Origin of the sequence: Deinococcus metallilatus, assembly GCF_004758605.1 — a bacterium.
Taxonomy (GTDB): domain Bacteria; phylum Deinococcota; class Deinococci; order Deinococcales; family Deinococcaceae; genus Deinococcus; species Deinococcus metallilatus.
Genome location: NZ_CP038512.1, coordinates 1,647,260 through 1,673,258, shown reverse-complemented (window position 1 = coordinate 1,673,258; position 25,999 = coordinate 1,647,260). Strand labels below are relative to the sequence as shown.

General features: G+C 69.5%; 27 protein-coding genes. 4 read left to right on the top strand and 23 right to left on the bottom strand.

The features are described 5' to 3' along the window. Positions 1–221 precede the first annotated feature (221 nt). The 5 genes from E5F05_RS14075 to E5F05_RS14055 all read right to left on the bottom strand — a co-directional run bounded on the left by E5F05_RS14075 (position 222) and on the right by E5F05_RS14055 (position 7,520). The gene (locus tag E5F05_RS14075) at positions 222–929 is read right to left on the bottom strand and encodes a hypothetical protein (RefSeq protein ID WP_129119263.1); all 708 of its coding nucleotides are present in this window, start codon (positions 927–929) and stop codon (positions 222–224) included. Positions 930–1,480: 551 nt separating this feature from the next. Continuing rightward, complete coding sequence (locus E5F05_RS14070; RefSeq protein ID WP_129119262.1) at positions 1,481–2,482, bottom strand: ABC transporter permease; 1,002 nt, start codon at positions 2,480–2,482, stop codon at positions 1,481–1,483. Between the two features lie 81 nt (positions 2,483–2,563). Then, positions 2,564–3,601, bottom strand: a complete 1,038-nt coding sequence (locus tag E5F05_RS14065) for an ABC transporter permease (RefSeq protein WP_129119261.1) — start codon at positions 3,599–3,601, stop codon at positions 2,564–2,566. Between the two features lie 117 nt (positions 3,602–3,718). Then, positions 3,719–5,296 (bottom strand): ABC transporter substrate-binding protein, encoded by a 1,578-nt coding sequence (locus tag E5F05_RS14060; protein WP_129119260.1) that lies wholly within the window; start codon positions 5,294–5,296, stop codon positions 3,719–3,721. A 157-nt stretch (positions 5,297–5,453) separates the two neighbouring features. Continuing rightward, positions 5,454–7,520: a S8 family serine peptidase gene (locus tag E5F05_RS14055; RefSeq protein WP_129119259.1), complete on the bottom strand. Its 2,067-nt coding sequence runs from the start codon at positions 7,518–7,520 to the stop codon at positions 5,454–5,456. A gap of 70 nt (positions 7,521–7,590) precedes the next feature. Between E5F05_RS14055 and E5F05_RS14050 the strand changes: the two genes are divergently transcribed. Further along, entirely contained in the window at positions 7,591–8,118 is a 528-nt protein-coding gene (locus E5F05_RS14050; RefSeq protein WP_129119258.1) for a metal-binding protein, read from the top strand. Positions 8,119–8,274: 156 nt separating this feature from the next. On the opposite strand, the gene E5F05_RS14045 is transcribed toward E5F05_RS14050, so the two are convergent. The 6 genes from E5F05_RS14045 to E5F05_RS14020 all read right to left on the bottom strand — a co-directional run bounded on the left by E5F05_RS14045 (position 8,275) and on the right by E5F05_RS14020 (position 13,783). Continuing rightward, positions 8,275–9,015, bottom strand: coding sequence for a class I SAM-dependent methyltransferase (locus E5F05_RS14045; protein WP_129119257.1), 741 nt, complete (start codon positions 9,013–9,015; stop codon positions 8,275–8,277). A gap of 69 nt (positions 9,016–9,084) precedes the next feature. After that, entirely contained in the window at positions 9,085–10,302 is a 1,218-nt protein-coding gene (locus E5F05_RS14040; RefSeq protein WP_129119256.1) for a polysaccharide deacetylase family protein, read from the bottom strand. Beyond that, positions 10,299–11,432, bottom strand: a complete 1,134-nt coding sequence (locus E5F05_RS14035; protein WP_129119255.1) for an MGDG synthase family glycosyltransferase — start codon at positions 11,430–11,432, stop codon at positions 10,299–10,301. The genes E5F05_RS14040 and E5F05_RS14035 overlap by 4 nt, the downstream gene beginning before the upstream one ends. Positions 11,433–11,714: 282 nt before the next feature. Next, positions 11,715–12,860 (bottom strand): LptF/LptG family permease, encoded by a 1,146-nt coding sequence (locus E5F05_RS14030; RefSeq protein ID WP_129119254.1) that lies wholly within the window; start codon positions 12,858–12,860, stop codon positions 11,715–11,717. Between the two features lie 97 nt (positions 12,861–12,957). Further along, positions 12,958–13,386 (bottom strand): 3-hydroxyacyl-ACP dehydratase FabZ, encoded by a 429-nt coding sequence (gene fabZ, locus E5F05_RS14025; protein ID WP_129119253.1) that lies wholly within the window; start codon positions 13,384–13,386, stop codon positions 12,958–12,960. A gap of 94 nt (positions 13,387–13,480) precedes the next feature. Then, positions 13,481–13,783: a hypothetical protein gene (locus E5F05_RS14020; protein WP_129119252.1), complete on the bottom strand. Its 303-nt coding sequence runs from the start codon at positions 13,781–13,783 to the stop codon at positions 13,481–13,483. Between the two features lie 137 nt (positions 13,784–13,920). Between E5F05_RS14020 and E5F05_RS14015 the strand changes: the two genes are divergently transcribed. Together E5F05_RS14015 and E5F05_RS14010 are read left to right on the top strand one after the other, a co-directional pair. Further along, positions 13,921–14,181 carry a hypothetical protein gene (locus tag E5F05_RS14015; RefSeq protein ID WP_129119251.1) on the top strand — a complete coding sequence of 87 codons (261 nt, stop codon included), beginning with the start codon at positions 13,921–13,923 and terminating at the stop codon, positions 14,179–14,181. An 87-nt stretch (positions 14,182–14,268) separates the two neighbouring features. Beyond that, positions 14,269–15,441, top strand: a complete 1,173-nt coding sequence (locus tag E5F05_RS14010; RefSeq protein ID WP_129119250.1) for an acyl-CoA dehydrogenase — start codon at positions 14,269–14,271, stop codon at positions 15,439–15,441. A gap of 31 nt (positions 15,442–15,472) precedes the next feature. On the opposite strand, the gene E5F05_RS14005 is transcribed toward E5F05_RS14010, so the two are convergent. The 5 genes from E5F05_RS14005 to E5F05_RS13985 are packed head-to-tail and all read right to left on the bottom strand — an operon-like array spanning position 15,473 to position 19,189. Further along, positions 15,473–16,765 carry an aminotransferase family protein gene (locus E5F05_RS14005; RefSeq protein WP_129119249.1) on the bottom strand — a complete coding sequence of 431 codons (1,293 nt, stop codon included), beginning with the start codon at positions 16,763–16,765 and terminating at the stop codon, positions 15,473–15,475. Between the two features lie 48 nt (positions 16,766–16,813). Then, positions 16,814–17,284 carry a dCTP deaminase domain-containing protein gene (locus E5F05_RS14000; RefSeq protein ID WP_129119248.1) on the bottom strand — a complete coding sequence of 157 codons (471 nt, stop codon included), beginning with the start codon at positions 17,282–17,284 and terminating at the stop codon, positions 16,814–16,816. Further along, positions 17,281–18,195, bottom strand: coding sequence for a hypothetical protein (locus E5F05_RS13995; protein ID WP_241687166.1), 915 nt, complete (start codon positions 18,193–18,195; stop codon positions 17,281–17,283). The genes E5F05_RS14000 and E5F05_RS13995 overlap by 4 nt, the downstream gene beginning before the upstream one ends. Next, positions 18,192–18,686 (bottom strand): DinB family protein, encoded by a 495-nt coding sequence (locus E5F05_RS13990; protein ID WP_241687165.1) that lies wholly within the window; start codon positions 18,684–18,686, stop codon positions 18,192–18,194. The genes E5F05_RS13995 and E5F05_RS13990 overlap by 4 nt, the downstream gene beginning before the upstream one ends. Further along, positions 18,683–19,189 carry a DinB family protein gene (locus E5F05_RS13985; protein ID WP_129119246.1) on the bottom strand — a complete coding sequence of 169 codons (507 nt, stop codon included), beginning with the start codon at positions 19,187–19,189 and terminating at the stop codon, positions 18,683–18,685. Before E5F05_RS13985 ends, E5F05_RS13990 begins: the two co-directional genes overlap by 4 nt. Before the next feature lie 43 nt (positions 19,190–19,232). Between E5F05_RS13985 and E5F05_RS13980 the strand changes: the two genes are divergently transcribed. Then, positions 19,233–19,586: a DUF4180 domain-containing protein gene (locus E5F05_RS13980; RefSeq protein ID WP_129119245.1), complete on the top strand. Its 354-nt coding sequence runs from the start codon at positions 19,233–19,235 to the stop codon at positions 19,584–19,586. Between the two features lies 1 nt (position 19,587). Here the strand turns inward: E5F05_RS13980 and E5F05_RS13975 are convergent, their stop codons facing one another. From E5F05_RS13975 to E5F05_RS13945, 7 genes are all read right to left on the bottom strand, one after another. After that, complete coding sequence (locus tag E5F05_RS13975; protein WP_129119244.1) at positions 19,588–21,165, bottom strand: L-glutamate gamma-semialdehyde dehydrogenase; 1,578 nt, start codon at positions 21,163–21,165, stop codon at positions 19,588–19,590. Positions 21,166–21,299: 134 nt separating this feature from the next. Beyond that, entirely contained in the window at positions 21,300–22,217 is a 918-nt protein-coding gene (locus E5F05_RS13970) for an ROK family protein (RefSeq protein ID WP_375791554.1), read from the bottom strand. A gap of 9 nt (positions 22,218–22,226) precedes the next feature. Then, positions 22,227–22,577 carry a hypothetical protein gene (locus E5F05_RS13965; protein ID WP_129119243.1) on the bottom strand — a complete coding sequence of 117 codons (351 nt, stop codon included), beginning with the start codon at positions 22,575–22,577 and terminating at the stop codon, positions 22,227–22,229. After that, on the bottom strand, positions 22,574–24,118 hold the full coding sequence (locus E5F05_RS13960) for a DUF4127 family protein (RefSeq protein WP_129119242.1): 1,545 nt from the start codon (positions 24,116–24,118) through the stop codon (positions 22,574–22,576). The genes E5F05_RS13965 and E5F05_RS13960 overlap by 4 nt, the downstream gene beginning before the upstream one ends. Positions 24,119–24,123: 5 nt before the next feature. After that, complete coding sequence (locus E5F05_RS13955; RefSeq protein ID WP_129119241.1) at positions 24,124–24,900, bottom strand: alpha/beta hydrolase family protein; 777 nt, start codon at positions 24,898–24,900, stop codon at positions 24,124–24,126. After that, positions 24,897–25,421, bottom strand: a complete 525-nt coding sequence (locus E5F05_RS13950) for a histidine phosphatase family protein (protein WP_129119240.1) — start codon at positions 25,419–25,421, stop codon at positions 24,897–24,899. Before E5F05_RS13950 ends, E5F05_RS13955 begins: the two co-directional genes overlap by 4 nt. Further along, positions 25,418–25,999 carry a DinB family protein gene (locus E5F05_RS13945; protein ID WP_129119239.1) on the bottom strand — a complete coding sequence of 194 codons (582 nt, stop codon included), beginning with the start codon at positions 25,997–25,999 and terminating at the stop codon, positions 25,418–25,420. Before E5F05_RS13945 ends, E5F05_RS13950 begins: the two co-directional genes overlap by 4 nt.

Here is a 25,999-nt window from a genome sequence, read left to right as displayed (position 1 = left end):
AGCCGGGCGTTGGTGCTTCCACAATAGAGTCCGGGTCGCCCCGAATGAAGCCAGGTGTTCATGATTGGCGAACATCAAGCGGGTGGTCTGGCCCTGTGGACGCGGCTGTCCCGGCTCTCCCGCTGCTCCTCAGCCCGGCTCGGGGAGGTCCTCGGCCAGTACCCGGCAGCAGCCAGACGAACTCCTCCCCACCCCCTTCGCCAGAGGTCAGCCTGCCGGGGTCATGGGGTGGCCGGGTGCTGCGCCTCCGGCAGCAGTCCCGCCCCGACGATCCCGAATTCCCGCACCCTTCCCTGGGTGTCCAGGCCGAAGATCAAGGTCCAGCCCGTCCGGGGGCCGCGCTCGAAGGTGGAGGTGCGGGTGTAGTAGGTCAGGCCGCCGTCCTGCGCCACCTCCTCTTTCAGGACGCCGGTTTCCGCGCCGTACGCCTTCAGGCCGCCTGCCCGGTACGCCTGGAAGGCGGAAAAGCTGCCCCACTCGGCCCGTAACGCGGGGAGGAAGGCCGCCCAGAGCTGCTTGAGCTGCCCACCGTAGAGCTGGTCCGTGAGCTGCCGTCCCCGCGCCAGGGGGGTTGGTGCCGGGGCCGGGGTGGCGGGCGTTCCTGCCTCACTGCGGGGGCGGCTGGGTGGATGGGCGGTCTGGGCTGGTGCTGGGGTCACCATCAGTTGCGGTGGGGCCGACTCGGCCGGTTTCGCCGGAGTCGTGGGCGCGGGGAGCGGCTCGCTTTCCAGGGGGGTCGCGGGTGTCAGGGCCGCCACGGGTGCAGCCGGGACTGGGGCCGGGGCAGGTTCCGGGGGCACCACCTCGCGCACGGTCGGCGTGGGGGCCGCCGGGGGATTCACGAAGAACGTCTGGACGGCATACAGGGTGCCGAGCGTGGCCACGATGAGCAGCAAGCCGACAGCCAGAGCCTCCTTGGTTCGTTCCATAAGTCCCTCCGCGTTCCGGCCGTTATAAGTCAGCCGGGCCAAACCGAATGCGACCGGGATCGGAAGTCGCCGGGCTGGGGCTGCTGCCCCCCTCCGCTGCCTCCCGTGGAGTCGCAGAAGAGCCCAGACAACGCCGGGGTCGACGCTCCCTTGGATGGTGTTTGGCAGAATGCCCCAGTATAGCTGACCGCGCTGGGAGGAACGACCGGACGGCGGCGCGGAACAGGGGCACCGCAAAGTGGCAAGGTTCGCCTAGGCTCGCTCAACCCCTCCGGCCCTGCGGGCCACCTCCCCTCAAAGGGAGGCAACAGCTTTAGCCTCCTAGAGGGCAAATAGAGTCTCTGACTCCCTTTGAGGGGAGCTGTCAGCAGAGCTGACTGAGGGGTTGACCGGGGCGAGCCTACCCAAAAATGGACGTTGCAGTTGCCCTGGTGGAAAGTCTCCGACCTGACGGGCGCGGCGGGAGATCGCCGCGAAGTGCCGCGCTCTGTCCCGCCACGAAGGTTTCTGTGCTCCGCTTGCCGTCTGGGGCCCGCGGATGTGGGGTGTTCCTAGTGGGTGCTGCGCGGGTCGAGCACATCCCGCAGGCCGTCACCGAGCAGGTTGAAGCCCAGGACGGTCAGGAAGATGGCCAGGCCGGGAAACACCATCGTCCAGGGGGCGTCCACGTAATACTGGCGGCTGTCACTGATCATGGTGCCCCACTCGGGCAGCGGGGGCTGCGCGCCGATCCCCAGGAAGCCCAGCGCCGCGACCTCGATGGTGGCGGTGGCGATGCTGAGCGCCCCCTGCACGATCAGGGGCGAGAGGCTGTTGGGCAGCACGTGCCGGAAGATCATCCGGCCCGCGCCCGCGCCGAGGGCTCCCGCCGCCTGCACGAACTCGCGCTCGCGGACGCTCAGCACGACGGCGCGGGCCAGGCGCATGTAGACGGGCACCTGCACCAGCGACACGGCCAGCATGGCGGTCACCAGTTGCGGGCTGTGGAGCGCGAACAGGCGGTCCATCGCGGCGATCAAGAGGGGCGGGTGGTCGCTGTTGAAGATGCTGGCAAAACCGATGGCGAGCAGGATGCTGGGAAAGGCCAGCATCACGTCCGCCAGGTAGCCGGTCACGTTGTCCAGCCACCCGCCGAAGTACCCGGCCAGGAGGCCCAGCAGCGTCCCCGCGATCAGCGCCAGCACGGTGCTGACCACCCCCACCTTCAGGCTGAGCTGCGCGCCGTGCAGCACCCGGGTGGCGACGCTGCGTCCCAGGTTGTCGGTGCCGAAGGGGGCGGCCCAGACATTGACCGTGCCGCTGACCGGATCACGGTAGATGTCCGCCACGTCCTTGTTCCAGAGGGCCTCGACGCTGGGCGGCTTGAGGTTCAGGCGGTAATTGCGGTCGGTGGTCGGGTCGTAGGGCTTGATGACCGGCGCGAGAACCGCCAGCAGCACGAAGACGGCCACGATGAACGCGCCGACCTTGCCGGGCGTGCTGCGCCGGAAGCGCCGCCAGAAGATGCTGGGCTGGCGTTTGGGAGCCGCTTGGGGAGGGGAGAGGGTGGTCATGGGTACCTCGGTGGGCGGTCCGTGGGAAAAGAGTGGCGGGAGCGGATGCCTGAGCTGTTGCTTCCACTGACCCCTTCCCGCTTACCGGTATTGAATTCTCGGGTCCAGCGCCGCGTAGCTGAGGTCCACCAGCAGGTTCACCACGCTCACCACCAGCGCGGCGAAGATCACGCCGCCCTGGATGATCGGGTAGTCGCGCTGGCTGATCGCCTCATACACCCACGACCCCAGGCCCGGCCAGGAGAAGATCGTCTCGGTGAGGACCGCGCCCCCCAGCAGGGCGCCCGCCTGCAACCCGATGACGGTCACGACCGGCAGCAGCGCGTTGCGCAGGGCGTGCTTGAGGGTCACCGTGCGGCTCGTCAGGCCCTTGGCGCGGGCGGTGCGGACGTAATCCTGCCCCAGCACTTCCAGCAGGCTGCTGCGGGTGATGCGCGCGATGATCGCCAGCGGAATGCTCCCCAGCGCGATGGCGGGCAGGATCAGGTGCCGGATGGCGTCCCAGGCGGCGGCGGGTTGTCCGCGCAGCAGGGCGTCGAGCACATAGAAGCCGGTGATGGGCTGGAGCGCGGTATCGTTGCCCAGCCGGGCGCTGGGCGGGAGCCACCCCAGCTGCACCGCGAAGAAGTACGAGAGCAGCAGCCCCAGCCAGAACACCGGCATGCTCACGCCCACCAGGCTGATGGTGGTGGCCAGGTTGTCCCACACGCTGTTGCGCCGCAGCGCGGCCAGGATCCCGGCGGGCAGGCCGATCAGCAGCGCGAACAGCAGGGCCGCGATGGAGAGTTCGGCCGTCGCGGGAAAGCGGGCGGCGAGTTCGTCGCGCACCGGGATATTGCTCTTGAGGCCGCTGCCCAGGTTGCCGTGCAGCAGTTGCCCCACGTACTTCGGGAACTGCGCGTCGAGCGGATGACCCGGGTCACGGAAGTTGATGAACCAGGGCTTGTCCAGCCCCAGTTGTTCGCGCAGGGCGGCGACCGCCGCCGGGGTGGCGCGCTCCCCCAGCATGGCGGTGGCCGGATCGCCGGGAATCGAACGCACGAAAGTGAACACGATCACGGCAATGCCGACCATCACCAGCAGCGTCCGCAGAATGCGGCGTATCAGGTAACTGCCCAATGGAATTCTCCTCTTGCCTGAAGCCCTTCAGGAAAGGCGCGGGTCAGGCCACCGTCTCGCCCGTCCCGCGCCCTCCGCACCGGGTCTGAGGCCCCAGGCCCCAGGACCGCGCCGACGTTACTTCTTGCCAGCGACGCTGATGTTGTTGAACGCCTCGCTGCCCAGCGGGCTGGGGACCCAGCCTTTCACGTAGGTCCGGGCGGCGGCCAGCGGCTGGCTGTGGACCATCGGAATGCGGTAGTTCGCCTTGTAGGTGATCTCGTGAATCTGCGAGTAGGCCTTGGCCTTGTCCGCCTGGCCGACGGCGGCGCGGCCCTGCTCCAGCAGCCGCTGCAATTCGGCCGGGTTCCAGTTGATGTCGTCCGAGGCGTTGGGGCCGTAGTACGCGCCGTAGAAGTTGTCCGGGTCGCCGTAGTCACCCGTCCAGCCGATCATGTACATGTCGAAGCCGGGTTCCTTGTTGCGGTCCTGGAGGTACTTGGCCCAGTCCTCGGTCTTGAGGTTGACCTTGATGCCGATGGCGCCCAGGTCAGCGGCCATCGCCTCGGCAATGGGTTTGGGGGTGGGGAAGTACGGGCGGCTGACCGGCATGTACCACAGGTCCAGGGAAAACCCGTTGGGATAGCCCGCCTCCGCCAGCAGCTTCTTCGCCGCCTGCGGATCAAATTTGTAGTCGGCGGGCACGTTCTTGGAATTGGCCCAGCTCAGCACCGGCGGCAGGAAGCTGGCGTTGCTGATGCCCAGCCCCGGCCAGAAGGCGTCCACGATGGCCTGCTTGTTGATCGCCATGCTGATGGCCTGCCGCACCTTGTCGTTCTTGAGGTACTGGTTGCGGTTGTTCAGGCTCAGGAAGCCCACGTTGAAGGAGGGCCGCTTGACCGCCATCAGGTTCTTGTCGGCCTGCACGCTCTTGAGGCTGTCGGGCGTCAGGTCGTTGGCGAAGTCGATGGTTCCGGCCTTGAGTTCGTTCAGGCGCTGGGAAGCGTCCTTGATCGAGCGGATGACCAGTTGGTCCACCTTGGGCTTGCTGCCCCAGTACAGCTTGTTGGGCACCAGCGTCACGCGGTCCCCGGTGCGCCACGACTGGAAGATGAAGGGCCCGGTGCCGACCGGCTTGCTGGCGGGCGTGCCGTACTTCGCGCCGTCCTTTTTGATCGCGGTGGGGCTGGCAATGCCGAAGTACCCGGCGGCCAGCACGTTCGGGAACACGCTGCTGGGCTTGTTCAGGTCCACGCGCACGGTGTTGTCGTTGACCTTCACGATGTTCTTGATGACGGAGGTGGGGTCCCCCTTGAAGCCGCCCAGCAGGTCGCCCACGATCTCGAAGGTGCGGCCCTGGTCGCGGAAGCCGTAGGGGTGGCTCTTGTCCCACCAGCGGCTGAGGTTGAACACCACCGCGTCGGCGTTGAAGGGCGTGCCGTCGTGGAACCTCACGTTCGGGCGCAGGGTGAAGGTCCACTGGGTCGCGTCCGCGTTGCTCTTCCAGCTCGTCGCCAGCGCGGGTTCCAGATCGGTCGTGCCGTCCTTGAAGCCGATCAGCGTGTCGTAGATCTGGCGCTGCACCAGAATGCTGATCCCGTCGGTGATGTTGCCGGATTCCAGGCTGACGGGTTCCCCGTTGTTGCCGAAGACCAGCGTGGCGGCTCCGGCAGTGGGCAGCGTGGCGAGCAGGGCGGTGAGCAGCAGTTTCTTCATGGAACCTCCGGTGCCTATTCAGGCATGACCTCGTCTGTCGGTTGGCAGGCGAGGGGGACATGAACGGCGGTTAAAGCACAAGTGTGCGCTCAGGGTAGGGTCACCCCGCACCCCTGTCAAGGCGGCGGGGACCGGGGCCCCTGCCGGGCCCTGGGGGTCAGGGGGCGGGTGTCAGGTCCCCCAGGTCCACCTGCGGGTTTGCCGGTCCCAGCGCGGCCTGCCGCTCGGCGCGCGGTTCCGAGGTTTCGCCGTAGATGCCGTTGCCGTCGCGGTCGCGGCCGCCGACCACCTGGAAGGTGTCGTCCGGCAGGTAGGCGGTAAAGCGGCCCAGCGCGTCCAGCGCGGGCTGGAAAGCCTGTCCCCGGCTGCCCTGGACCCGCAGACCCAGCGCGTCGCTGACGGCCGGGGCACCCAGCGCCGCCGCCGCGTTGATCATGCCGTACCCGAAGGCGTCGTCGCGCCCGCGCGCCCCCAGGTCGGTCGCCGTGGCGGTCAGGCGCGCCAGCGTGTCGTCCCGCCCCTGCGTGACGCCCTTGCTGAGCAGCAGGGCGGCCAGCGCGCTCACCTGGGGCGCGGCCTGACTGGTGCCCGCATACGACTGGTACATCGGCTGGTCCTTCACGTAATCCCAGTCGGTCGAGAAAATCTCGTCCGGGTAGGGCGCGTCGTTCAGCTTGCCCCCGTTGAAGAAGGTGGGCGCCCGGTTGATGTCCGCCCCGCCCGGCGCCGAGAGCATCACCTGCGGGTAACTGTTGCTGTAGGGCGCGTGGACCGGCGCGCTCGCCCCCGAGAGGGTGACCGCCCCGACCGCCACCGCGCCCTCGCAGGCGGCGGGGTAGTAGGGCGTGGTGCCGTAGCCGTTGCCCGCCGCCACCACCACCAGCGCCCCGGCGCGGGTCGCGTCGGCCACCGCCTCGCACATGGGCTGGGCGGTCTTGGCGTCCACGTCGCCCCCCAGGCTGAGGTTGATGACCTGCGCGGGATGTGGATTCTTGTACGTCCGGCCCGCCAGCGTGATCTCCAGGCCCGCCGCGTACCGCACGGCATTCACCACGTCCGCGACCTCGGCGTCGCCCGCCGTGTCGATCACGCGGATGGGCAGCACCTTGACGGGCGCCTTGTACGCGGCCCCCACCACGCCGCTCGTGCTGCACGCCGGGCAGCCCGCGATGGGCGCGAAGCTGCCCCAGCGCGCCGCGATGATGCCGGTCACGTGGGTGCCGTGGCTGCCGCTGCTGCGCGTCGGCGTGTTGGGATCGGTGGGGTCGGTGTCGGGACCGTCGCCGTCGCCGTTGCTGGGGGAAGTCAGCACGTCCAGCGCCCCCTCCCCCGGCCCGTACAGCGCGCCCTGGAGGTCGGGATGGTCGAAGCGCACGCCGGTATCCACCACCGCGACCGTCACCGGGCGGGTGTAGCCCCCGGCCTCCATGTCGCGCCACGCCGCCCCGTAGCCCAGCAGCTTGTAGGCCCACTGCAAGCCCGCGTACTGGTCGGTCGGCACCAGCGGGGCAGCCAGCGCCTGTGCGTGCAGGATGGCATTCGGCACCGCGTATTCCACGTTCGGGTCACTCCGCAGGGCCAGCAGCGCCCCCTCCACGTCCGGCGTCTCCAGCCGGATGCGGCGGCCCCCCAGATCGTCCAGGGCGCCGCGCGGCACGTTCAGGCGCGCGAGGGTCCCCCGCGTGGTGCTCTGGGCCGCGTCGCTCAGCGTGCCTGCCGGAGCCGTCCGCCCCAGTGCGACCGCCTGCGCCGCCGCCGAACGGTACTTCACGATGACGCCGCGCGCCCCAACCTGGCTCTGTGCTCTGAGGGCCGCGCCCCCGCCCACGTCCGCGCCCTGCACGCGGGCGGCGTCCACCACGCGCCCCGTCAGGGTGTACTGGTCGGCCGTGACCGTCCAGGTGGTTTTCCCGCTCTGCGTGCCCTCGGTCCAGGTGACGGTCACCTGTCCGCTGAGGGTACGCTGGTCCGCCGCCGTGGGCGTGCCCTGCGCGCGGTCGGCGGTGAGGGTCAGCCCGATCCGACCCGTGCCGCTGCCAGGCGACACCGTCAGCCAGGCGGGCAGGCTCTTTTGCTCCACCGCCCAGGTGCCGCCGAACGGCTGTGACACCTGGCCGGTCAGGGCCTGGCCGAGCGGCACCGTCGGCCCGGAGGCGGGTGGTGTGAGGGGACCACAGGCAGCCGCCAGCAGCGCCACCGTGAGCAGGGCAGGAACACGTTTCATGGGCTCCCAGGATGCCGCATTCCACCTGACGCTGTGTGAAGTCTGGCAGACAGCCCCCGGCGGGGGCAGAATGTCGCCCGTGCCCAGTGGACGCATCCATAACCTCATCAATATCGCCGCCTACAGCGTCCTCGCCGCCGGGGTGCTGGTCACGACCCGGCAGAGCCTCCTGACCGTCACGCCCGTGCAGGCCCTGAACTTCACGCTGGGGTTCTTTGTGGGCACCTTCCTGCTCTCGCCCGACCTCGACCTCGCGGAAGGGCGGGTGGACAGCAAACGGCGCTGGGGCCTGCTGGGCTTCCTGTGGGTGCCCTACGGAATGCTCTTCAGCCACCGGGGCCTCTCGCACACCTGGCTGCTGGGCCCGCTCACGCGCCTGGTGTACCTGGCCGTCATCGCCGCGCTGGTGGTCGGCCTGCTGCGCTTCGTGTGGCCCGCCGTCCCGCTGCCCGGCGTCCCGCAGCCCCTCAGCCTGAAGGTGCTGCTGCCCCTGCTGCTGGGGTACTACCTCAGCCAGTGGCTCCACCTGATCGCGGACGGCGTGCGGCCTGACCACGGGTTGCGGCGTGCGCGGCGGGAGGTCAGGAAGCGGTTCTGATACCAAATTGTGTTGATTCGCGAGAATCAACCGAGCGGACTTGCAAAGCTGCGAAGCAGAGCGAGCAGCAAGAAGTACCGGCTGGCGGCGATGGAAGAACATCCGGCGCTTTCCCGGATGTGCTGGAATCAGAGCCAGTCGGTATGAGGGCCCCCATCACTTCGCCCGCGTCCGGAACACCATCACGTCACTGCTTTCCTCCAGCGGCCCGCCCTGGAAGCTCCCCGTGACCTGCGGCGACTCGAAGCCCGCGCAGCGCAGCAGCCATTCCATCTCGAAGCGGGTGTAGTACCGCTGTGTCAGCGTGTAGTGCCGCCGCCGCAGCGTGCCGTCCTGGGCGGTGGTGTCCACGTAATACTCGGTGGTCACGTGCTGCCGGGGCCGGTCGTGCCGCTGCACCAGAAACACGTCCGTGCGCGAGCCGTCCGGCCCGTAGAACGTCTCGCCCTCGTGCCGCAGGGTGTTCATCTCGCCGTAGCGCGGCACGTACAGGTCGAACACGAACGCCCCACCCTTGGTGAGGTGTGCCCGGATGTTCTCCAGCGCGCTCAACTGCTCGTTCGGCGTGTAGAGGTGCATCAGCGCGTTGAAGGGCGCGATCACCAGCCCGAAGCGTTCGTCCAGCCGGAAAGTCCGCGCGTCCCCCTGCACGAAGGTCAGGTCCAGCCCTTGTTCCTGGGCCCGCGCCCGGCCCCGCTCGATCATGCGCGCGCTCGGCTCCAGCCCCACCACCCGCACGCCCCGCCGCGCCAGGAAGGCCGTCACCCGCCCGGTCCCCGCGCCTACCTCCAGCACCGGCCCGCCTGCGCGCTCGGCCACACCCGCGTAGAAGTGCAGGTCGTCGCGGTAGAGGTCGTACTGGTGATCGTAGAGGTCGGCGAAGTCGTCGTAGTTCACGGGGAAGAGGGTACGCGGTAGGCGGGACGCAGTGCGCGGGAACAGTCTTTACGGCGTACCACGCACCGCCTACCGCGCCCCATACCTCGCCACGAACGCCTCCCGTCCCATCACGCTCAGCTTCGGCTCCGGCGCGTGGGGGTCGCTGCCGTATGCCCGCCGCAGCACGCTGGCCCAGGCACGCAGGCGGCGCGTATCGGCGGGGGAAAGGCTCTGTGTCTCGAACCCCAGCGTGGCGAGCAGTGGCGACAGGGCGCTGAGGCAGAACACCACCTGGGCGTCTTGCAGGTCGGGGCGGGTCTGGAGGTCACGGGCCAGGTCGCGGAAGTCCTCGCGGGCCAGGCGCAGGCTGCGGCGCAGGCCCAGGTCCACCAGCAGCGGGTTGTTCACGTGGAACTCGGCGGCGGGGGTGCCCTTCTGGATGGGTGTGCCGCCCCCCAGCGTGACCCCAGCCAGCGGAAAGCTGACCGGACCGACGCGGAAGAGGTTGTCCGCGCGCCCCCCGGCGGGCCGCGTGCCGCCCAGCCGGTCGAACACCCGGTCCAGCCCCCGCATCAGGCGGCGCGGCAGCTCGCGCAGGGTGAGCGGCGCGGCCCCTTCCAGTTCGCCCAGCGGAACCAGCGCATAGTCCCGTTCCCTTAAATCCGCCAGCAGGCCGGGCAGCATCGGCCCCGTGTTTCTGGCGCCCGGTCCCGCGTCGTGCAGCACGACCACCGCGCCGGGGAAGGCCAATTCGTTCACCCGTTGCCGCACCCCTTCGGGCGTGAAGGCCGGGTGCCAGTCGCGGCCCTCCACGCTCCAGTGGGCGCCCGTGACACCCGCCGCACGTTGACCCAGCCGGGTAGCGAGGGTGTAAGCGCCGTGGGGGGGACGGTGCAGGCGGACGGGCCGCCCCGTCACCGCCGCAACACGCCGGGCGGCCCGCAGCGGATCGAGGAAGGCCCCCCAGGGTGTCCGCAGCCAGGCGTGAACGTGCCTCGCGGCGTGCGCCTCCACCTGATGTCCCTCCTCCAGCATCCGGCGGATCAGGTCCGGGTGTGCCTCCGCCCGGTCCGCGATCACGAAGAAGGTGGCCCGCGCGCCTGCCCCCCGCAGCGCGTCCAGTACGGCGGGCGTAGTCGCGGGGTCGGGCCCGTCATCGAAGGTCAGGGCTAGAGCTTTGCGGCGTTGCTTGCCCTCCCGCACCAGCCCCAGGTTGAGGCGCTGCGTCAGCAGATAGGGGAGGACGACGTACAGGGTCAGCAGCCCCGCACCCAGCCACGCGCCCCTTTTCAGAGACGGCCTCATGCCCGCCCCAGTTTCCGCAGCAGCGCGGCGGCCACCCGGTCGGCGGCATCGGGCACGCTGAGGGCGCGGGCGTTCGCGCTCAGCCGGGCGTGTTCGCCTGCGTCCAGTGCGCGCAACACGGCGGGCCGCACCTCGGCCAGCGCGTGCGCCCACAGCCCCGCCCCGTGCCGCACCAGGTAATCCGCGTTGTGTTCCTCCTGCCCCGGAATCGGCTCGAAGATGACCAGCGGGACGCCCAGCGTGGTCGCCTCCGCCACCGTCAGGCCGCCCGCCTTGCCCACCACGAGGTCGGACGCGGCCAGCAGTTCGGGGAAAGCGGTGGTGAAGCCCAGCGCGTGAACCGTCGCGCCGCCCACCCGCGTCACGCCGCGCCCCCGCGCCCCCGCCAGCACCAGCACCTGCACCCGCCTGCCCAGGTTCGCCAGTTCATTCAGGACCCGGTTCAGCGCCCGGTACGTGCCGGTTCCCCCGCCCGACACCAGAATCAGCGGTTCGTCCACCTTCAGCCCGTGCTTCTCGCGCAGTGCCGTCCGGTCCGCCCCGATCAGGGTCCGGTAGGCCGGGGCAATGGGAATGCCGGTCACGGCCACGTTCGCTTCGGGAAGGCGCCAGCGGTCCACCATCTGCCCGCGCGCCTCCTCGTTCGCCACCATCAGCAACTCGGCCTCGGGCCGCGCCCAGTGGTGATGCACCCGGTAATCGGTCACGACGAGCGCGTTCAGGAAGTCGGCGCGCAGCCGCTGGCGGGCGGTGTGGGCCAGCGCGACGGGGGTCGGGAAACTGCTCACGACCACTTCGGGGCGGACATCGCGCATATCCCGCAGCATCCCGCGCAGGCCCAGCCAGCCGAAGGTGCCGGTCAGTGCGCGCGGTTCCGTCTCCTGATCCGTCCACTCGTAAAACGCCTTGTACATGCCCGGCGCGTAACGCAGCCAGGCGTCGTAGGTCCCGACCGTCACCGCCCGCTCGAAGGCGTTCAGGTACGCGATGAAATCCGCGTGCCGCGCCCGCAGGTCCACCCCCGCCGCCCGCAGCGCCCGGTCCAGCGCGTCGTTCGCCTGATGGTGCCCGCTGCCGAACGAGGCGGAGAGGATCAGGGCGCGCAGCTCGGGGCCGGAGGGGTCAGGCATGGCGACCCCGGGGGGCAGGAGCGATGAGCTTGGGACGTGCGTGAACTCTGTTCCTGAGAGCGGGGCTTAAAGTTGCATTTTCTTGCGTCAGGACGGCTACGCCGTCCACCCCCCTCCCCACCTCCCCCGCAGGGGGGGAGGAGCTAAAAACTCCTTCCCGTGCCCTCTCTCTTCCTGAATGGCGTACGTCCTGAGCCTTAAGCCTCGAGCCGTGAGCGCAGAAGCCAGAGCGAGAAGCGGAAGCTTCCCCGCACCCCACAGCCCACGACCCACGACCCATCCTCACGCCCGCCTCAACAGCCACAGCCCCAGCCCCGCGAAGACGATGTTCGCCAGCCACACGCCGAGTTCGGGCAGACCGGGCAAGGCCCCGGCCAGCGTCAGGCCCACGAAGAAGACCAGGTAGTACGCGACCGCGATCAGAAGCGCGATCCCCAGCGAGACGCCCAGCGTGCGCCCGAAGCGCAGCGCGAACGGCAGCGCGGCCAGCGCCAGCACCAGATTGCCGAAGGGCAGCGCCAGCTTGCGGTTCAGGTTCACCCGGGCGTCCTGCCGCTCCTGCTGCGGCACACCGGGCGCGGTCAGCTTGGTGACCAGTTCCGGCCAGCCCTCGCTGTCCGCGCCGATGGCGTCGGCGTACTGCGCGATGGTCTGCTTGCGCGACAGCCCGGTATCGAGGTTCAGCGTGCTGTTCGCGTCCTCGGGAATCACCACGTTCGGGAAGACCTCCTGCACGGCGGCGCGGAAGGCGGCGGGGTCGTTCTCGGGCACGCGGGCGAGTTCGGCGGCGGCGCGGTAATTCACCGTGTACACCTGATACCCGCGCAGGGAAAGTTGGTTGTTCTCGAAGGTCCCGCTGTCCGCGAAGATCACCGTCGCGCGCTGTGGGTCGTCCGCCTGCCAGCGTTCCACCCGGACATTCTTCAACTCCCGCCGGGCGTGGTCGTACCCCCCCAGCCAGAGCGTGAGATTTCCGCCCAGGTCCAGCGTCTTCCCGATGACGTGCGAGAGGCCCGCGCCCGTCAGCACGTCCCAGTACAGCCCGCGCGTCTCCACGTTCGCGCGGGGAGCCACCCACAGACTCAGCCAGATCGCCAGCGCGGTGACCAGCGCCGCCACCACCGCGACCGGCCGCGCCACCTGCCCCAGCCCGATCCCGCCCGACTGCACCGCCACCAGTTCCCGCTCGGTGGCGAGCCGTCCGAAGGCCACCACCGTCATCAGCACGACCGCCATCGGCAGCACCTTGACCAGCGTGTCCGGCACCTGGTACCCGATCCACTGCCCGATCAATCCCACCGGCACGCCCCGGAGCCACTGGCTGCTGATGAAGAAGTACCCGAAGCTCAGGATCGCCGTGAACAGCAGCGTGCCCGTCACCAGCGGCGGCAGCAGCTCACCCGTGACGTAGCGGGTGAGGCGGGTCATTGCGCGCCTCTGGCGCGGCCTGTGGCTTGTAGCACGTGGCTTGTGGAAAAGGACCTGGCCGCCTCTACAGGCCACAAGCTACGAGCCACAAGCCTCCTCATCCCTTCCCCACCGCAAACAGAATCGTCGCCTCCGCCGCCACCTGTCCGTCCACCTCCGCGCGGCAGGTGGTCTTGCCCAGGCCCCGGCGCAGGAAGTCCAGTTTGGCGTACAGGTGAAGCTGGTCGCCCGGAATCACCTTGCGCTTGAAGCGCGCGCCCTCCACGCCCGCGAGGTAACCGATGGTGCCCGGCTCCAGCTCCCCGTGCAGGCAGAACATGCTGGCCTGCGCCAGCGCCTCCACGATCAGCACGCCCGGCATCACGGGTTCCTGCGGGAAGTGGCCGGGAAAGAAGGGTTCATTGACGGTCACGTTCTTGAGGGCGTGGACCTCGCCGCCCTCCGCGCTCAGCACGCGGTCCACCAGGACGAAGGGGAAACGGTGCGGCAGAATCTTCAGCACGTCCTGAATCAGCAGGGGTTCCATAGCAGACACTCCTCGGGGGCCGGGGGACCATCCCCCCGACAAAACGCCCCAAGGGTAGCACGGGGTCCCAAAGCGCCCGGTCCTCTCGCCGGGGTCAGGCGCGCGGCTTGAGGAAGGCGACCAGGCCCGCCAGCAGGCTGGTCAGCAGCGTCAGCAGGGCGGCCCGCGCGAAGCCGGGCACCTGCCCCGCGCCCGCCTGTCTGCTGAGGAGCGTCTCCACCCCGCCCAATGTCCGCAGCCACAACGGCGCGTTCGGGTTCAGGCTGGCGAAACTCCCCAGCGTGAGGACCGCCAGCGCCAGCGTGAGCAGGGCCAGCAGGATGACCCCCAGCCACCTCAGCGCCCGCACGTTGTCGCCTGCCTTGTTCTCTGCCTCTGGCCTGTCATCGGCGGGCATTCTAGAGCGGAGGGAAGCGGTGCGCGGGAGGGACAGCCGTCAGGGGAACAGTCTCACTGAAGCCGCCTGAGCGAAGAGCCCGAGAAGACCGCGCGCCGCCCCCTGCCTCCCGCATCCCGCCTGCTACACTCCGCCCCGTGTCCTCCGCCCTCCCGGCCCGCGTCCGCGTGACCCGCCCGCCTTTGCCTCTGGCGCCTGCCCTCCGGGCGGCCGCCGCGCGGCTGTGCCCGCAGGCGCCACAAGGCGCCCTGACCGCAGCGGCCCTCGCCATCGCAGGCGGCGCGGTGATCGGCGCGGCGCTGAAGTGGGAAGGCGGCGAGGCCCTGGGGGTCGAGACGGGCTGGCGGGGGCGCGGCATCGAGGAGGCGCTGGAGGAGGTCGTAGGCCGTGGGTTGTAGGTGGTGGGGCACAGGCGCCTGGCCTCTTTTCCCGCATCCTCCAGCCCATCTCCCACAACCCTAACAACCGTTTGGTAGCCTGAATTCATGACCACCACGACCACCGCCGAGGCGGGGATCTTCTTTGCCCTCACAGGCGACCAGCGCCTGATCGTGCAGCACGTCCGCGACTACTGCCGCGCCGAGATCGCCCCGAAGGCGGCCGAGTACGACCGCAGCGGCGACTACCCCCGCGAGCAACTGCGCGGCCTGGCCGAACTGGGCCTGCTGGGCGCCACCGTGCCGGAACAGTGGGACGGCGCGGGCCTCGATTCGGTCACCTACGCCCTGTGCCTGGAAGAGATCGCCGCCGCCGATGCCAGCGTGGCGGTGATCGTCAGTGTGCAGAACGGTCTGCCGGAGCAGATGATCTTGCGCTACGGCACCGACGCGCAGCGCGAGAAGTACCTGCGGCCCCTCGCCCGGGGCGAACATATCGGGGCCTTCTGCCTCACCGAACCCGGCGCGGGCAGCGACGCGGCCAGCCTGCGCCTGAAGGCGGAACGCGAAGGGGACGTCTGGGTGCTGAACGGCAGCAAAGCGTGGATTACCTCGGGCGGACAGGCCGACACCTACCTCGTGATGGCCCGCACGGGTGGCCCCGGCGCACGTGGCATCTCCTGCTTCATCGTGGAAAACGGAACGCCCGGCCTCAGCTTCGGCCGCCCCGAGGAGAAGCTGGGGCTGCACGCGGCGCACACCACCACCGTCACCTTCGACGGGGTGCGCGTGCCGCAGGAGAACATGGTGGGCGAGGAAGGACAGGGCCTGATCATCGCCCTCGCCAGCCTCGATTCGGGCCGCATCGGGATCGCCATGCAGGCCCTCGGCATCGCCCGCGCCGCGCTGGAGAACGCCGCCCGCTACGCCTCCGAACGCGAGCAGTTCGGCAAGAAACTGAAGGAGTTCGAGGGCGTGTCCTTCAAGGTCGCCCGCATGGCCGCCCGTATCGAGTCCGCCCGCCTGGTCGCCCTCAAGGCCGCCTGGCTCAAGGACCAGGGCCAGCCCTACGGCAAGGAGGCCAGCATCGCCAAGCTGCTCGCCTCCGAGGCGGCGGTGGACTGTGCCCGCGACGCCATCCAGATTTTCGGCGGCAACGGCTACAGCCGCGAGTACCCTGTCGAACGCCTCTACCGTGACGCCAAAGTGACCGAGATTTACGAGGGCACCAGCGAGATTCAGCAGCTTGTGATCAGCCGGGCAGTGTTCGGGGAATATTGAGGTCTATGCAGAGCACAGAGGGAGCCGTGTGTCAGCCCTCTGCCTCTCCCAAAGCCCCATCCAGTGCCCCCAGTATCTCGTCCACCTCCGCGCCGCTGATGCTGAGGGGCGGGCCGAGCAGCAGGTGGTCGCCGCGCGTGCCGTCCACCGCGCCCGTGCCGGGGTAGGTGATCAGGCCACGGCTCAAGGCGGCTTTTGCCACCCGCTCCGCGATGCCCGGCGTCTCGAACGCCTGCCCGGTGGCCGGGTCACCCAGCACCAGGCCCAGCAGGAGCCCTAGCCCCCGCGCTTCCAGAACAATGGGGTGACGTGCCTTCAGTTCCCGTAGTCCGGCCAGCAGCCGCTCCCCCTGCACCCGCGCCCGCTCCGTCAGCCCTTCGCGCTCCACGATATCCAGCACGGCAAGGCCCGCCGCCACGCTGACCGGGTGGCCCGCGTAGGTGAAGCCGTGCTTGAAGGCCCCGGAGCCGTTCATCACGGTGCCGTATACCTCCGGACTCGCCGCCAGGCCTGCCAGCGGCGCGTACCCTGCGGCCAGCCCCTTGCCCAGCACCACGATGTCAGGCGTCACGTCGTCGTGTAACCGGACGGCCAGCGGCGACCCGCACCGCCCCATGCCGCTCATCACCTCGTCCGCCACGAAGAGGACGCCGTACTCACGGCAAATCTCTGCAATCCGGGCGTGGTAGCCCGCATTTGGGGTCAGCGCCGCATCCGACGCGCCGACCACCGGCTCGGCGATAAAGGCGGCCACGCTCGCAGGCCCCGCTTCCTCCAGCATGGCCCGCAGGCGTTCGGCGTCGGCCTCGCCGGAAAGCGTGGGGTCCGGCTTGGGCATCTTCGGCCAGGCGGCCTCGTTCAGCAGGGGCGAATAGATCGCCCGCCGCGCCCCCATCCCGGAGGCGGCCAGCGCCCCCAGAGAGGCCCCGTGATAGCTCGGCACCCGCGTGATCACCTTGTAGCGCCCCGGCTCGCCCCGTTCCACGTGGTACTGCCGCGCCAGCTTGATCGCGCTCTCGTTCGCCTCCGAACCGCCCGAGACGGCCCAGAAGCGGAAGCCGGGCAGCCCCAGAAAGTCCATCAGCCGCGCGGCGTACTCCTCCAGCACGGGCGAAGTGAACTGCGAGCCGTGCACGAAGGGCAGTTCCCGCGCCTGCCGGGCCAGAGCGTCCGCCACCTCCCCCCGCCCGTGCCCGATGTTCGCCACCAGCGCGCCAGAGGAGCCGTCCAGATATCGCCGCCCCTGGGCGTCGTAGAGGTAGACGCCCTCGCCGCGCACGGCGGTGGGGTAGGGCTTGCGGGAACGGTAGAAGACGTTGGACATGAGAACTCCTGCGGGGGTCTGGGGGATGAAGGGGGAAGAGAGACGAAGCTAGCGCCCGGTGTGGCCGTAGCCGCCCTGACGCTCGGCGCCAGTGGACAGGTCGTCGCCGTCGGCCAGCAGGTACTTGGTAAAGAGGCCCTGCGCGATCCGGTCGCCTGCTTGCGCCTGAAAAGGCGTGTCGCCCACGTTATGGAGAAGAATGTGAATGTTCCCGTCGTTGTGTGGGTTGGAATAGAAATCGGAATCGACGATACCAACGGTGCTGGTAATCATGATGGCCTTCATGCCGATCGAGGAACGCGGGTAAATGGCAAGGTACTCGTCCGGCTGCATGTAGACCTTGATGTCCGTGGCAAAGATCGTCCTTTCCCCTGGCGCGATTGTGAAGGCGACGGGTGTATGAAAGTCATATCCGGCGGAGTGTCTGGAACCCCTTCTGGGAAGCCGAATTTCCACGTCCGGATGCTTTCTGTGCTGCGGGGCCACGAGTTCAAAGCCGCGTTGCTTATGGGGCGTCACTGGCGTTGTCCTTCGTCATGTGGAGCCGCATCGTCAAACTGTGTCGCCAGTCCGAGCCAGTCCCGCAGTGGTGGCGCACCTTCCAGGGCGCGCAAAATCAGGCGGCACGCCGCGCGGTGCGGGCCGAGGTCAGGGAAGGGGAGGCGTTCCTCGTAGCCACAGCGGAAGGCCCGCGTCCCCTGTGGCGGCAGCAGGATTTCCCAGAGGCACAGGTCCAGTTCCGGCGGGGCGAAGGCCGACGCCTCCACATCCACCAGGGCGAACGGCTGCCCGTCACGCCACACGAACTGCGAGCCAGCCCAATCGAGCAGCATCGGCACAGCGCGGGTGGGGGAGAGCGGCGTGGTGAAGGCTGACTCCACTTCCGGCCAGTGGTCGGCCCACGCTTCCGGTGCGAAGTGGGCCGCGACCTCCCGCACCACCTTCAGCGCGTGGGGATAGAAGTCGGGGAGGGGCCGTAAGCCATTTCCGGTGGCCGGGCCGAAGCCGCCCGCTGTGTGGGAATGGACCGCCGCCACCCGCCGCCCCAATTCCGCCGCGTCCGCCTCCCGCAGATCGCGCGGCGGCTCACCGGGGACAAAGGCCACCCGCAACGCTGGCCCACCCCGAAAGTCCTTCATGCCCAGGACCTCCGGCACCGCCCAGACCCCCAGCCCACGCCAGAAGCGGTAAGTGTCGGCGGTAGCGTGCAGGTCGCGCGGGTCTACTCCAAACAGGCGCGTGAGGCCCAGCATAAAGGCGCTCACGTCCGGCGAAGTCCACCACGGACGGCGCAGGATCACCGGCCCGCCTGCCCCCTCCGCCCGCCACACGTGCGAGGCGCGGCTCGAATCCCCCGCGTTCAGCTCGGTGACGGCGAGCCAGACGCCTTCCGCTGAACGCGGGCCGCTGACGGCTGACCGTTCCCTCACCACGTATCCCCACCGCTTGGCGGTGGCCACAGCCCCAGCGCCTGCCGGATGCTGACCACCTGGCCCAGGTGATAGACGCTGTGTCCCCCGAAGTTGGTGAGGCCCACCGCCCAGGGGCGTTCCTTGCGGTCGAGCGTGGCGGTGAAGTCCGCGTCCCGCGTGAGGGCCCGCAGCGCCTCCGAGTCACGGAAGAACGCGGCCTGGAGCGTCTCCCAACTGCCCGGTTCGGGCCAGCCCCCGGCGGCGTGTTCCGGGGCGGGTGGATTCTCCCCGGCGATCACCTCCAACAGGTACGCCTGCCAGAACTGGACGTGCGCCACGACCTGCGCCACAGAATGCGGCAGCCTGTCCGGCACCCGCGCCGCATCCTCCGCGCTCAGTCCCTCCAGCGCCCGCTCCCACGACACATTCGCGGGGCCGCCCCGGAACAGATTCCCGACAGCGGCACCGAACGCCGAAAGCTGACCGCTGACCGCTGAGGGCTCCTTCACCACGTATCCCCACCCCCCGGAGGCGGCCATGCCCCGAGCGCCTGCCGCACCGTGATCACCTGCCCGAAGTGGTGCGCGGTGTGCAGCGCGAAGTCGGCCAGCAACTCCCCAATCGTCTCGTCGTGGTTGACGGGGTTGGCGAGGTCGGGGCGGGCGGTGTGCGTGTCGATGCGGGCCAGCAGCTCGTAGAACTCGTTGCGTACCCTGGACCAGTCCTCTTCGCGGACGGCGGGCCAGGTGTCCGCCGCGTGCTTGGGGTAGGGCATCGGCTGCCCGCCCTCGATCACGTCCAGCATCCAGCGGTTCCACCAGTTCACGTGCGCGACCAGTTCGGCCACGCTGTGTGGGAGGTGTTCGGGACGGCGCACGGCAGTGGCCGTGTCCAGCCCGCTCAGCGCCGCTTCCACGCCCACGAATGCCTGCCCGCCCCGGAACAGCTTGGGCAGCAGGCGGGCGAACGCGAGCTGCGCGCGCTCGTTGCGGTCAGGTTGGGGATCAGTCATAAGGCCAGTTTCGCAGAAGAGGAGGCTTTGTTAGGTTGCCGGAATGACGACGGACGAATTCCCCCGGACCAGGACGGCGAGCCAACTCGGTGTGCCGCTCCGCACGCTGGCCGACGTCCCGGAGCTGATCGGCGCGGCCTTTGGCCTGGACGGACTGATCCTGACGGAAGCCGACCTGTCCCCCGAGTTCTTCCGGCTGCGGAGCGGGCTGGCCGGTGAGGCGTTCCAGAAGTTCACGAATTACCGCCTGCGGGTGGCGCTGGTGCTGCCCGACTTCGCCGCCCACGGCAAATGCTTTGCCGAGCTGGCCTTTGAACACGCCACTCACCGTTGGATTCGTTTCGTGCGGACCGAGGAGGAGGCGTGGTTGTGGCTCCGGGCCAGCGCCGCAGGCTGACTCAGTACTTCTGCGCCACCGTCTTCGTCTGGAGGAACCAGAACAGGTAATCCGGTCCGCCCACCTTGGCATTCGTGCCGCTCATGCCGTAGCCGCCGAAGGCGTGTGTGCCGGAGAGCGCCCCGGTGCATTTGCGGTTCACGTACAGATTGCCCACGTGAATCAGGCGGCGGGCCTCGTTGATCTTCTGGGGGTCGCGGCTGTAGAAGGCGGCGGTCAGGCCGTACTCGCTGTCGTTGGCGAGGTCGATGGCGTGCCGCCAGTCGCGCGCCCGGGTGAAGCTCAGCACTGGGCCGAAAATCTCCTCCTGGAAGAGGGGGTCACGCGGGTTCACGTCCGCGAAGATGGTCGGCGCGATGTAGCCGCCCTCGCGCTCCCCGCTCTCCGCGCGTTCGCCGCCCAGCACCAGGCGGGCCGTCCCCTTGCCCTTCTCGATGTAATCCAGGATGCGGTTCGCGCTGCCCGGATGGATCACCGGGCCGAGGGCCGCGTTCTCCTCCGGCGAGCCGACCTTCAGTTCGCGGGCCAGCGTCACCACCTTATCGAGCAGCTCGTCATACACGCTGTCTTCGGCAATCACGCGGCTGCACGCGCTGCACTTCTGGCCCGCGTACCCGAAAGCCGCCTGCACGATGCCCTGGGCGGCGGCGTCCAGATCGGCGTCGGCACACACCACCGTGGGGTCCTTGCCGCCCATCTCGGCCATCACGCGCTTGAGCCACTTCTGGCCCGGCTGCACCTTGGCCGCGCGCTCCATGATGCGGCAGCCGATCTCCTTGCTGCCGGTAAAGGCGATCATCCGAATGTCCTTGTGGTCCACCAGGGGATCACCGAGCACCTCGTCCGTGCCGGTGATGAACTGGATGACGTTGCGGGGCAGGCCTGCCTCGAACAGCAGTTCGACCAGCAGCAGGCTACTCAGGGGCGTCTCTGAGGCGGGTTTCCACACGACTGAATTGCCCGCCGCAATCGCGCCCAGCGCCATGCCCAGCGGAATCGCCGCCGGGAAGTTCCAGGGGCTGATCACCGCGACCACGCCGATGGGCTCGTACACCATCGTGACGTGTTCGTCGGGCATCGGGTAGACCGGCTTGCCCTGCGCCCACTTCAGCGCCTCGCGGGCGAAGACCTCGAAGTGGTCCACGCACTCCGCGATCTCGCCGTCCGCCTCGGCCCAGTTCTTGCCATTTTCCAGGCCCATCACCGCGTTGAATTCCATGCGGCGCGCCCGCAGCAGGTCGGCGGCCCGCTTGAAGATCGTCGCGCGCTGCATGGGGTCAGAAAAACGCCATTCCTCGAAGGCCGCCTTCGCGCAGGTGATCGCCTCTTCGAGTTGCTCCGGCGTGGCCTTGGGGAAGCGCCATGCCACCTCGCGGGTGTCGGCCGGGTTGTGGACCTCGAACGTCTCGCTGCCCTCGACCGGCTTGCCACAAATGAACATCGGGAAGGTGCGGCCCACGTACTTCTCCCGCACCAGCCGGTAGGCCTCGCGCTGCTGCTCCGCCACCTCTTCGCGGCCAAAGTTGAAATACGGCTCATGCTCGAACGGGAGGAAGCCCTCCATCAGCGTGCTGGTCATAGGTGTTGCCTCCTTGAAATCAAGGCGAGCTTAACACGTGCTCCAAAGCAGCGCAAAACCGCTGTCAGACGGCAAAAAAGCCCCATCGCGAACCTGCGGAGAGCCTGGACTTTTTGCCCACGACCTTACAAATGTCAAGTGCCGGAAGTCGCCCGGCCCGCCCACAGCGCCGCCCCGATCAGGCCCGCATCCGCCCCCAGTTCCGCGTGAACGACCTGGGGCCGGTAGCGTTCGGGGAAGCGTCCGAGGGACGCCCGTACCCGCGCCAGGTAACCCTCACGCAGACCCACGCTGCCGCCCAGCGCCACCCGCGTCACGCCCAGCAGGGCGGCCACGTCTGCGATCTTCCAGGCGATCAGCGAGGCCGAACGGGTGTATTCGGCTTCTGCTGCCGCCTGTCCGGCCTCCGCCGCGTCGCAGAGAGCTTTCGCGTCAGCGAGGCCCCGCGTCCGTGCCCGCTCGCCCAGCGCCGTGCCGCTCGTCTCGAATTCCAGCGGCCCCAGCAGGCCGAGCGGCGGCACCTCCGCCCCCCCGTGCCACAGGGCGGGCACGCTCACGAATCCCAGTTCGGCATCCAGCCCGTTCGCCGCGAGGTGCAGCCTCTCGCCCAGCACCAGTCCCGCGCCCACACCGGTACTGACCGTAATGAACATGAATTCGGAGGTGCCGCGTCCCGCTCCCGCCCTGAACTCGCCCCAGGCGGCGGCCCGCGCGTCGTTCAGCACCGAGCAGGGCAGGCCCAGCCCCTCCGCGAGACGCTGTTCCAGCGGAATATCGGTCCAGCCGGGAAAGGTATGGGTGGCCGTCGCGGTCACGTGCCCCCGCGCCACTGCGCCCGCGCAGGCCACGCCGACGGCGGCCACGCGGGGAGCCAGCGGAGCGGCAAGACCAAGCGCCGCCGTCAGCACGGCCTGCGGGGTCGAGGGTTTGGGTGTGCGCGTCTCGCGCCGTTCCACCACGCGCCCCTCCTCCACCAGCGCCGCCCGCATGGACGTGCCGCCGATGTCGAGGGCGAGGAGGGGAGAAGTCATGCCGTCATCAGCCAGGATCATGCGCCATTCTCACTGCTCCTGCTCTATCGCGCCGCTGGGCCTCACCACCCCATGCACGCCCATACCCGGTGTGACGTAGGCATTTGCGTGCTGCATCCCGTGCAGACCGTCAAAAGTGAGGGTTGCGCCGTTGTCCCCGGTGATCTCCAGCGGCACGCGCCACGTTCGCCCGGCCCCCAGTTCGGCCCGCTCCGCGCACTCGCCCGACTCAAAACAGACGCGCAGGCCCCGGAGCGCCGCGCCACTCCAGTTGACCACCCGCACATCCACCACCGGCCAGAACACCCCGTAGGCCCAGGCACCCAGCCCCAGGAGGCCCAGCAGGAAGACGGCGGGGAGGAGCAGGCGGCGCAGCTTCACCCGTTGAGTTTGCCCGCCTGCTCCCCCGTGGGCGTCCCACTTTGGGGGGAGCCCCGCACCGTCAGTGGAAACACCCCGGTGAACAGCCGGGGCCACGCCAGACGCGCCTCCCCGACCTCCAGCGTCAGCCCGGTCTGCGCGAAGTGCCGCTCCCACAGCGCCCGGATACGCGGCGTGATGGTTTCGCGCAACTGCGCCTCCGCCTCCGCCCGTTGCCCCCCCAGGTCAAAGGGGCTGGGATTCTCCAGCCGGGCGCGCACTTCGGCCCGCGTGAATGCCTGGTACAGCGCGTCGTCCACCATCCGGGCGAACAGGGCCTCGGCCTGGGCCGCGCGATCCCTCACCAGCGGCGCGAGCTTGCCGAACGCGACCGCCGACCCCAGCGTGTTCCCCGCCGTGTTCCAGGCGGCATATCCGGTGAGGTCCGCCAGCGGCAGTGCTTGCAGCAGCGTCCACAGCCGCCTCTCTGCCCCGTTCGGATAGGCGATGTCCGCGAGAGTCACGGCCCGCCCCGCCGCCAGGTCATCCCGCACGAGGTCCACGAAGGCGGGGAGGTTCCGGTGCGGCGTGTCCACCGTGGCAAAGTCCGGCTGAAAGCTGGCCTGCCGCGTCCCCGGCGTGTTCACCGCCAGCACGAAGTCCGCCTCGTCCGGCGTGTCCGCCATCCGGCACCCCGCCGCGCGCAGGTGGGCCCGCACCAGTTCCCCCGCCGGGCGGTCCTCGTAGATCAGGTCGGCCCCCGCACCCAGCAGACCGCTGTAGCGCACCCAGACCCGCACCGGCTCCGGCCTCAGCGCCCGGGCGATCAGCGCGCACGGCACCTCGTCGGCGCCGGGGTACACGTCCAGCCGCTCCCACACGCCCAGTTCGTCGGCGCGGGCCTCCAGCATCCGCCGGTCGTAGGCGGCCAGGCCGTAGGGCGTGGTGTCGTCCAGCGTGAGGCACAGGTGCGTCAGCGTGCCGCCTTGCAGCAGGTCCAGCGCGGCGAGGTGCAGCGCGCGGTTGCGCTCGCGGGTACCCACCCAGTCGGCCAGGATGTCCGGGGGCAGGGCAGCGCGGGCCGCGTCCAGGGCTGCCCGCTCGCCTTCCCCGTGCCGAGTGTGGCGGTCGAAGGCCGTGCTGTACGCCCGCAGTTCGCGCCCCCATTCGCCGTAATAGGGCTTTTCCTCGTGCGGGTCGTTGTCGTGCGCCACCCGCACGATCACCCCGAAGGCATACACGCGCAGCCCCGGATTCAGCGCCCGCACCTCCCGCAGCACGGCGAGCCGCTCCAACACGTCCTCCAGCGCATCCGACACCCGCCGCGCCGGAATCATGCCCCCCAGGGTGAGCGTTTCCAGACAGACGACCAGCACGTCCGCCTCCCGCGCCTGGTCCAGCAGCCAGGTTCGCAGCGTCCCGGTATCGCCGGGAGTGAAGAAGTCCGGCAACGCAGCGGGTGGCGGCACCCGCACCTCCGCGCCGGTCATGTGGGCGAGTTGCGCGGGGTGGTCCAGCGTGGGCGGCCGGGTATCGGGCGGAATCAGCAGCAGGCGGGTCACGCGCGTCAGTCTTGCAAAAAGAACTGGAGGACCGCGTCCCGCATTCCCCGGCTGGTGTAGTGCCCCACACCGGGAAACACCACCTCCCGGAAGTTCTCCGGGCATCCGGCCCGCGCGTATGCCTCACGGTAAGCGGCGGCGGTCGGAACGTGATTCGCGGCGAGGGGAAACGCCGGGTCACGGTCCCCGCTCGCCAGCAGCAGGGGCGTGGGCGGCGTGCCCTCCGCGTGCGTGACGGGCCGGTTCGCCTCCAGAAAGGCGCGCAGTTCCGGTTTCCTCACTTCCGGTTCCTCCCACACGCCGGAGGTGATCAGCGCCGCCGCCCGCCCCACCCGCCGCTCGGTGCGGGCCAGCGTCTGCGTCACGTACCCGCCCATACTGGACCCGGTGATGGAAACGGGCAATGGGCCGAACGTCTCCGCCAGCGCGTCCAGCAAGGCCGGAGCCTCCGCGACCGTGCGCCGCACGCTTTCCCACATGTACTCGCGGGCATTCAGGCCAGGCGGTGTGTCGCCTGTCCGCTCGCCGTGCAGCGCCGCGTCGGGGATGACGACGGCCCAGCCCCGCGCGGTCAGGGCGGAGTACACGCCCAGTTTCCCCTCTTTGGCCGCCCAGGCGCCGTGATACACGAGGCAGACGTTCTGCACGTCCGTCATCTCCGGGGGCCTCTCTATCAGGCACGGCACGCCCGCCAGCACGCGCCGCTCGATCAGGTACGGCGTGCCCTGATACAGCGGGGTGGCGTGGGGGTCCGCCGGGTTGAAGCTCCGCTCGTTCGTCATCTCCCCACCTCCACTCGTTCCGCGTGCCCCCCCGTGTCCAGCCGCCACACGTCCGGATTCCGCAGCCCCGCCCAGCCCGCGTAGTCCAGCCCCAGCGCGAGCGCCAGCAGGTTGCCGTGGGTCACGATGACCGTCACCCCTTTCAGGTCCCTTGCATCAGCCAGGGCGGCGAGGGCGCGGGCTTGTGCCTGTGTACCGGACTCACCGCCCGGCAGCGTGAGGTCCGGGTCCCTGAAGCTGGCCTGCAAGTGCGTCATCCAATCCGGCAGGTCCAGACCGCTCAGCACCCGCTCGGTCAGGCGCACGTCCGTCTCCACCTCCAGCCCCAGCCTCTCGGCCAGAGGCCGCGCTGTCTCCACCGCCCGCTTCCAGGGGCTGCTCACGATGCGGGTGATGCCCAACCCGGCCAGAGCTTCCGCCAGCCGGGCCGCCTGGGCTTTCCCTTCGGCCGTGAGGGGTGCCTCAGGGGCTTGCCCCTCCGCTTTCGCGTGGCGGACCAGCAGGAGATCGCTTCCGCTCAAGTGGCCTGCTCCGCCGCCTGCCTCGGCGCGACGATGTTGCGAATCAGGCGCATCTGCCCCCGGTGGCTGACCTCGTCCTCCATCACGTGGAACCAGGCCCAGTGGTGGTTGGGATAGTCGAAGCCGGGCACGGTCAGGCGCGAGGCCAGCCAGGCATCATCCTTCTGCGCGAGGGTGGCGAGCGTATGCCCGCGCGACGCCTCCAGCTCGGCCAGGTACCACTCCAGCGGGCGGCCCCGCACGGCCTCGCCGCCCTCCGCACCCATCGTGAGGCCGGAGCGGTATGGGTCAAACTCCGGGATGCTCTCGGTAAAGGGATCGCGGCCCTCGAAGGAGAGCCAGTGGTAGACCCGGTCCACCGCCGCGATGTGGGCCAGCAGCATCCCGATGGAGTTCCGAAAGCCCGGCGGCCGGGCGTCCAGCTCCTCCACGCTCAGCCCCTGGACCGCGTGCAGGGTGGTCATGCGCGCATAGTTCAGCATGTCCACCAGCGCTCCGACGTGCGGCGTGGAGCGTGCGTCCGGCTCGATGCGGTACCAGCGCGACGGATCTTCGGTGTGCGGTTCGGTGGAGGTCAT

Excerpts from the sequence above, each read along its gene's own strand:
- E5F05_RS13980 (WP_129119245.1), top strand. The coding sequence starts at position 19,233 with ATGACGACGGACGAATTCCCCCGGACCAGGACGGCGAGCCAACTCGGT.
- E5F05_RS14040 (WP_129119256.1), bottom strand. The coding sequence starts at position 10,302 with ATGAGGCCGTCTCTGAAAAGGGGCGCGTGGCTGGGTGCGGGGCTGCTG.
- E5F05_RS13955 (WP_129119241.1), bottom strand. The coding sequence starts at position 24,900 with ATGACGAACGAGCGGAGCTTCAACCCGGCGGACCCCCACGCCACCCCG.
- E5F05_RS14060 (WP_129119260.1), bottom strand. The coding sequence starts at position 5,296 with ATGAAGAAACTGCTGCTCACCGCCCTGCTCGCCACGCTGCCCACTGCC.
- E5F05_RS14030 (WP_129119254.1), bottom strand. The coding sequence starts at position 12,860 with ATGACCCGCCTCACCCGCTACGTCACGGGTGAGCTGCTGCCGCCGCTG.
- E5F05_RS14070 (WP_129119262.1), bottom strand. The coding sequence starts at position 2,482 with ATGACCACCCTCTCCCCTCCCCAAGCGGCTCCCAAACGCCAGCCCAGC.
- E5F05_RS13945 (WP_129119239.1), bottom strand. The coding sequence starts at position 25,999 with ATGACCTCCACCGAACCGCACACCGAAGATCCGTCGCGCTGGTACCGC.
- E5F05_RS14005 (WP_129119249.1), bottom strand. The coding sequence starts at position 16,765 with ATGTCCAACGTCTTCTACCGTTCCCGCAAGCCCTACCCCACCGCCGTG.
- E5F05_RS13970 (WP_375791554.1), bottom strand. The coding sequence starts at position 22,217 with ATGATCCTGGCTGATGACGGCATGACTTCTCCCCTCCTCGCCCTCGAC.
- E5F05_RS14050 (WP_129119258.1), top strand. The coding sequence starts at position 7,591 with ATGTCGCCCGTGCCCAGTGGACGCATCCATAACCTCATCAATATCGCC.
- E5F05_RS14055 (WP_129119259.1), bottom strand. The coding sequence starts at position 7,520 with ATGAAACGTGTTCCTGCCCTGCTCACGGTGGCGCTGCTGGCGGCTGCC.
- E5F05_RS14035 (WP_129119255.1), bottom strand. The coding sequence starts at position 11,432 with ATGCCTGACCCCTCCGGCCCCGAGCTGCGCGCCCTGATCCTCTCCGCC.
- E5F05_RS14075 (WP_129119263.1), bottom strand. The coding sequence starts at position 929 with ATGGAACGAACCAAGGAGGCTCTGGCTGTCGGCTTGCTGCTCATCGTG.
- E5F05_RS14020 (WP_129119252.1), bottom strand. The coding sequence starts at position 13,783 with ATGCCCGCCGATGACAGGCCAGAGGCAGAGAACAAGGCAGGCGACAAC.
- fabZ (WP_129119253.1), bottom strand. The coding sequence starts at position 13,386 with ATGGAACCCCTGCTGATTCAGGACGTGCTGAAGATTCTGCCGCACCGT.
- E5F05_RS13985 (WP_129119246.1), bottom strand. The coding sequence starts at position 19,189 with ATGACTGATCCCCAACCTGACCGCAACGAGCGCGCGCAGCTCGCGTTC.
- E5F05_RS13975 (WP_129119244.1), bottom strand. The coding sequence starts at position 21,165 with ATGACCAGCACGCTGATGGAGGGCTTCCTCCCGTTCGAGCATGAGCCG.
- E5F05_RS14010 (WP_129119250.1), top strand. The coding sequence starts at position 14,269 with ATGACCACCACGACCACCGCCGAGGCGGGGATCTTCTTTGCCCTCACA.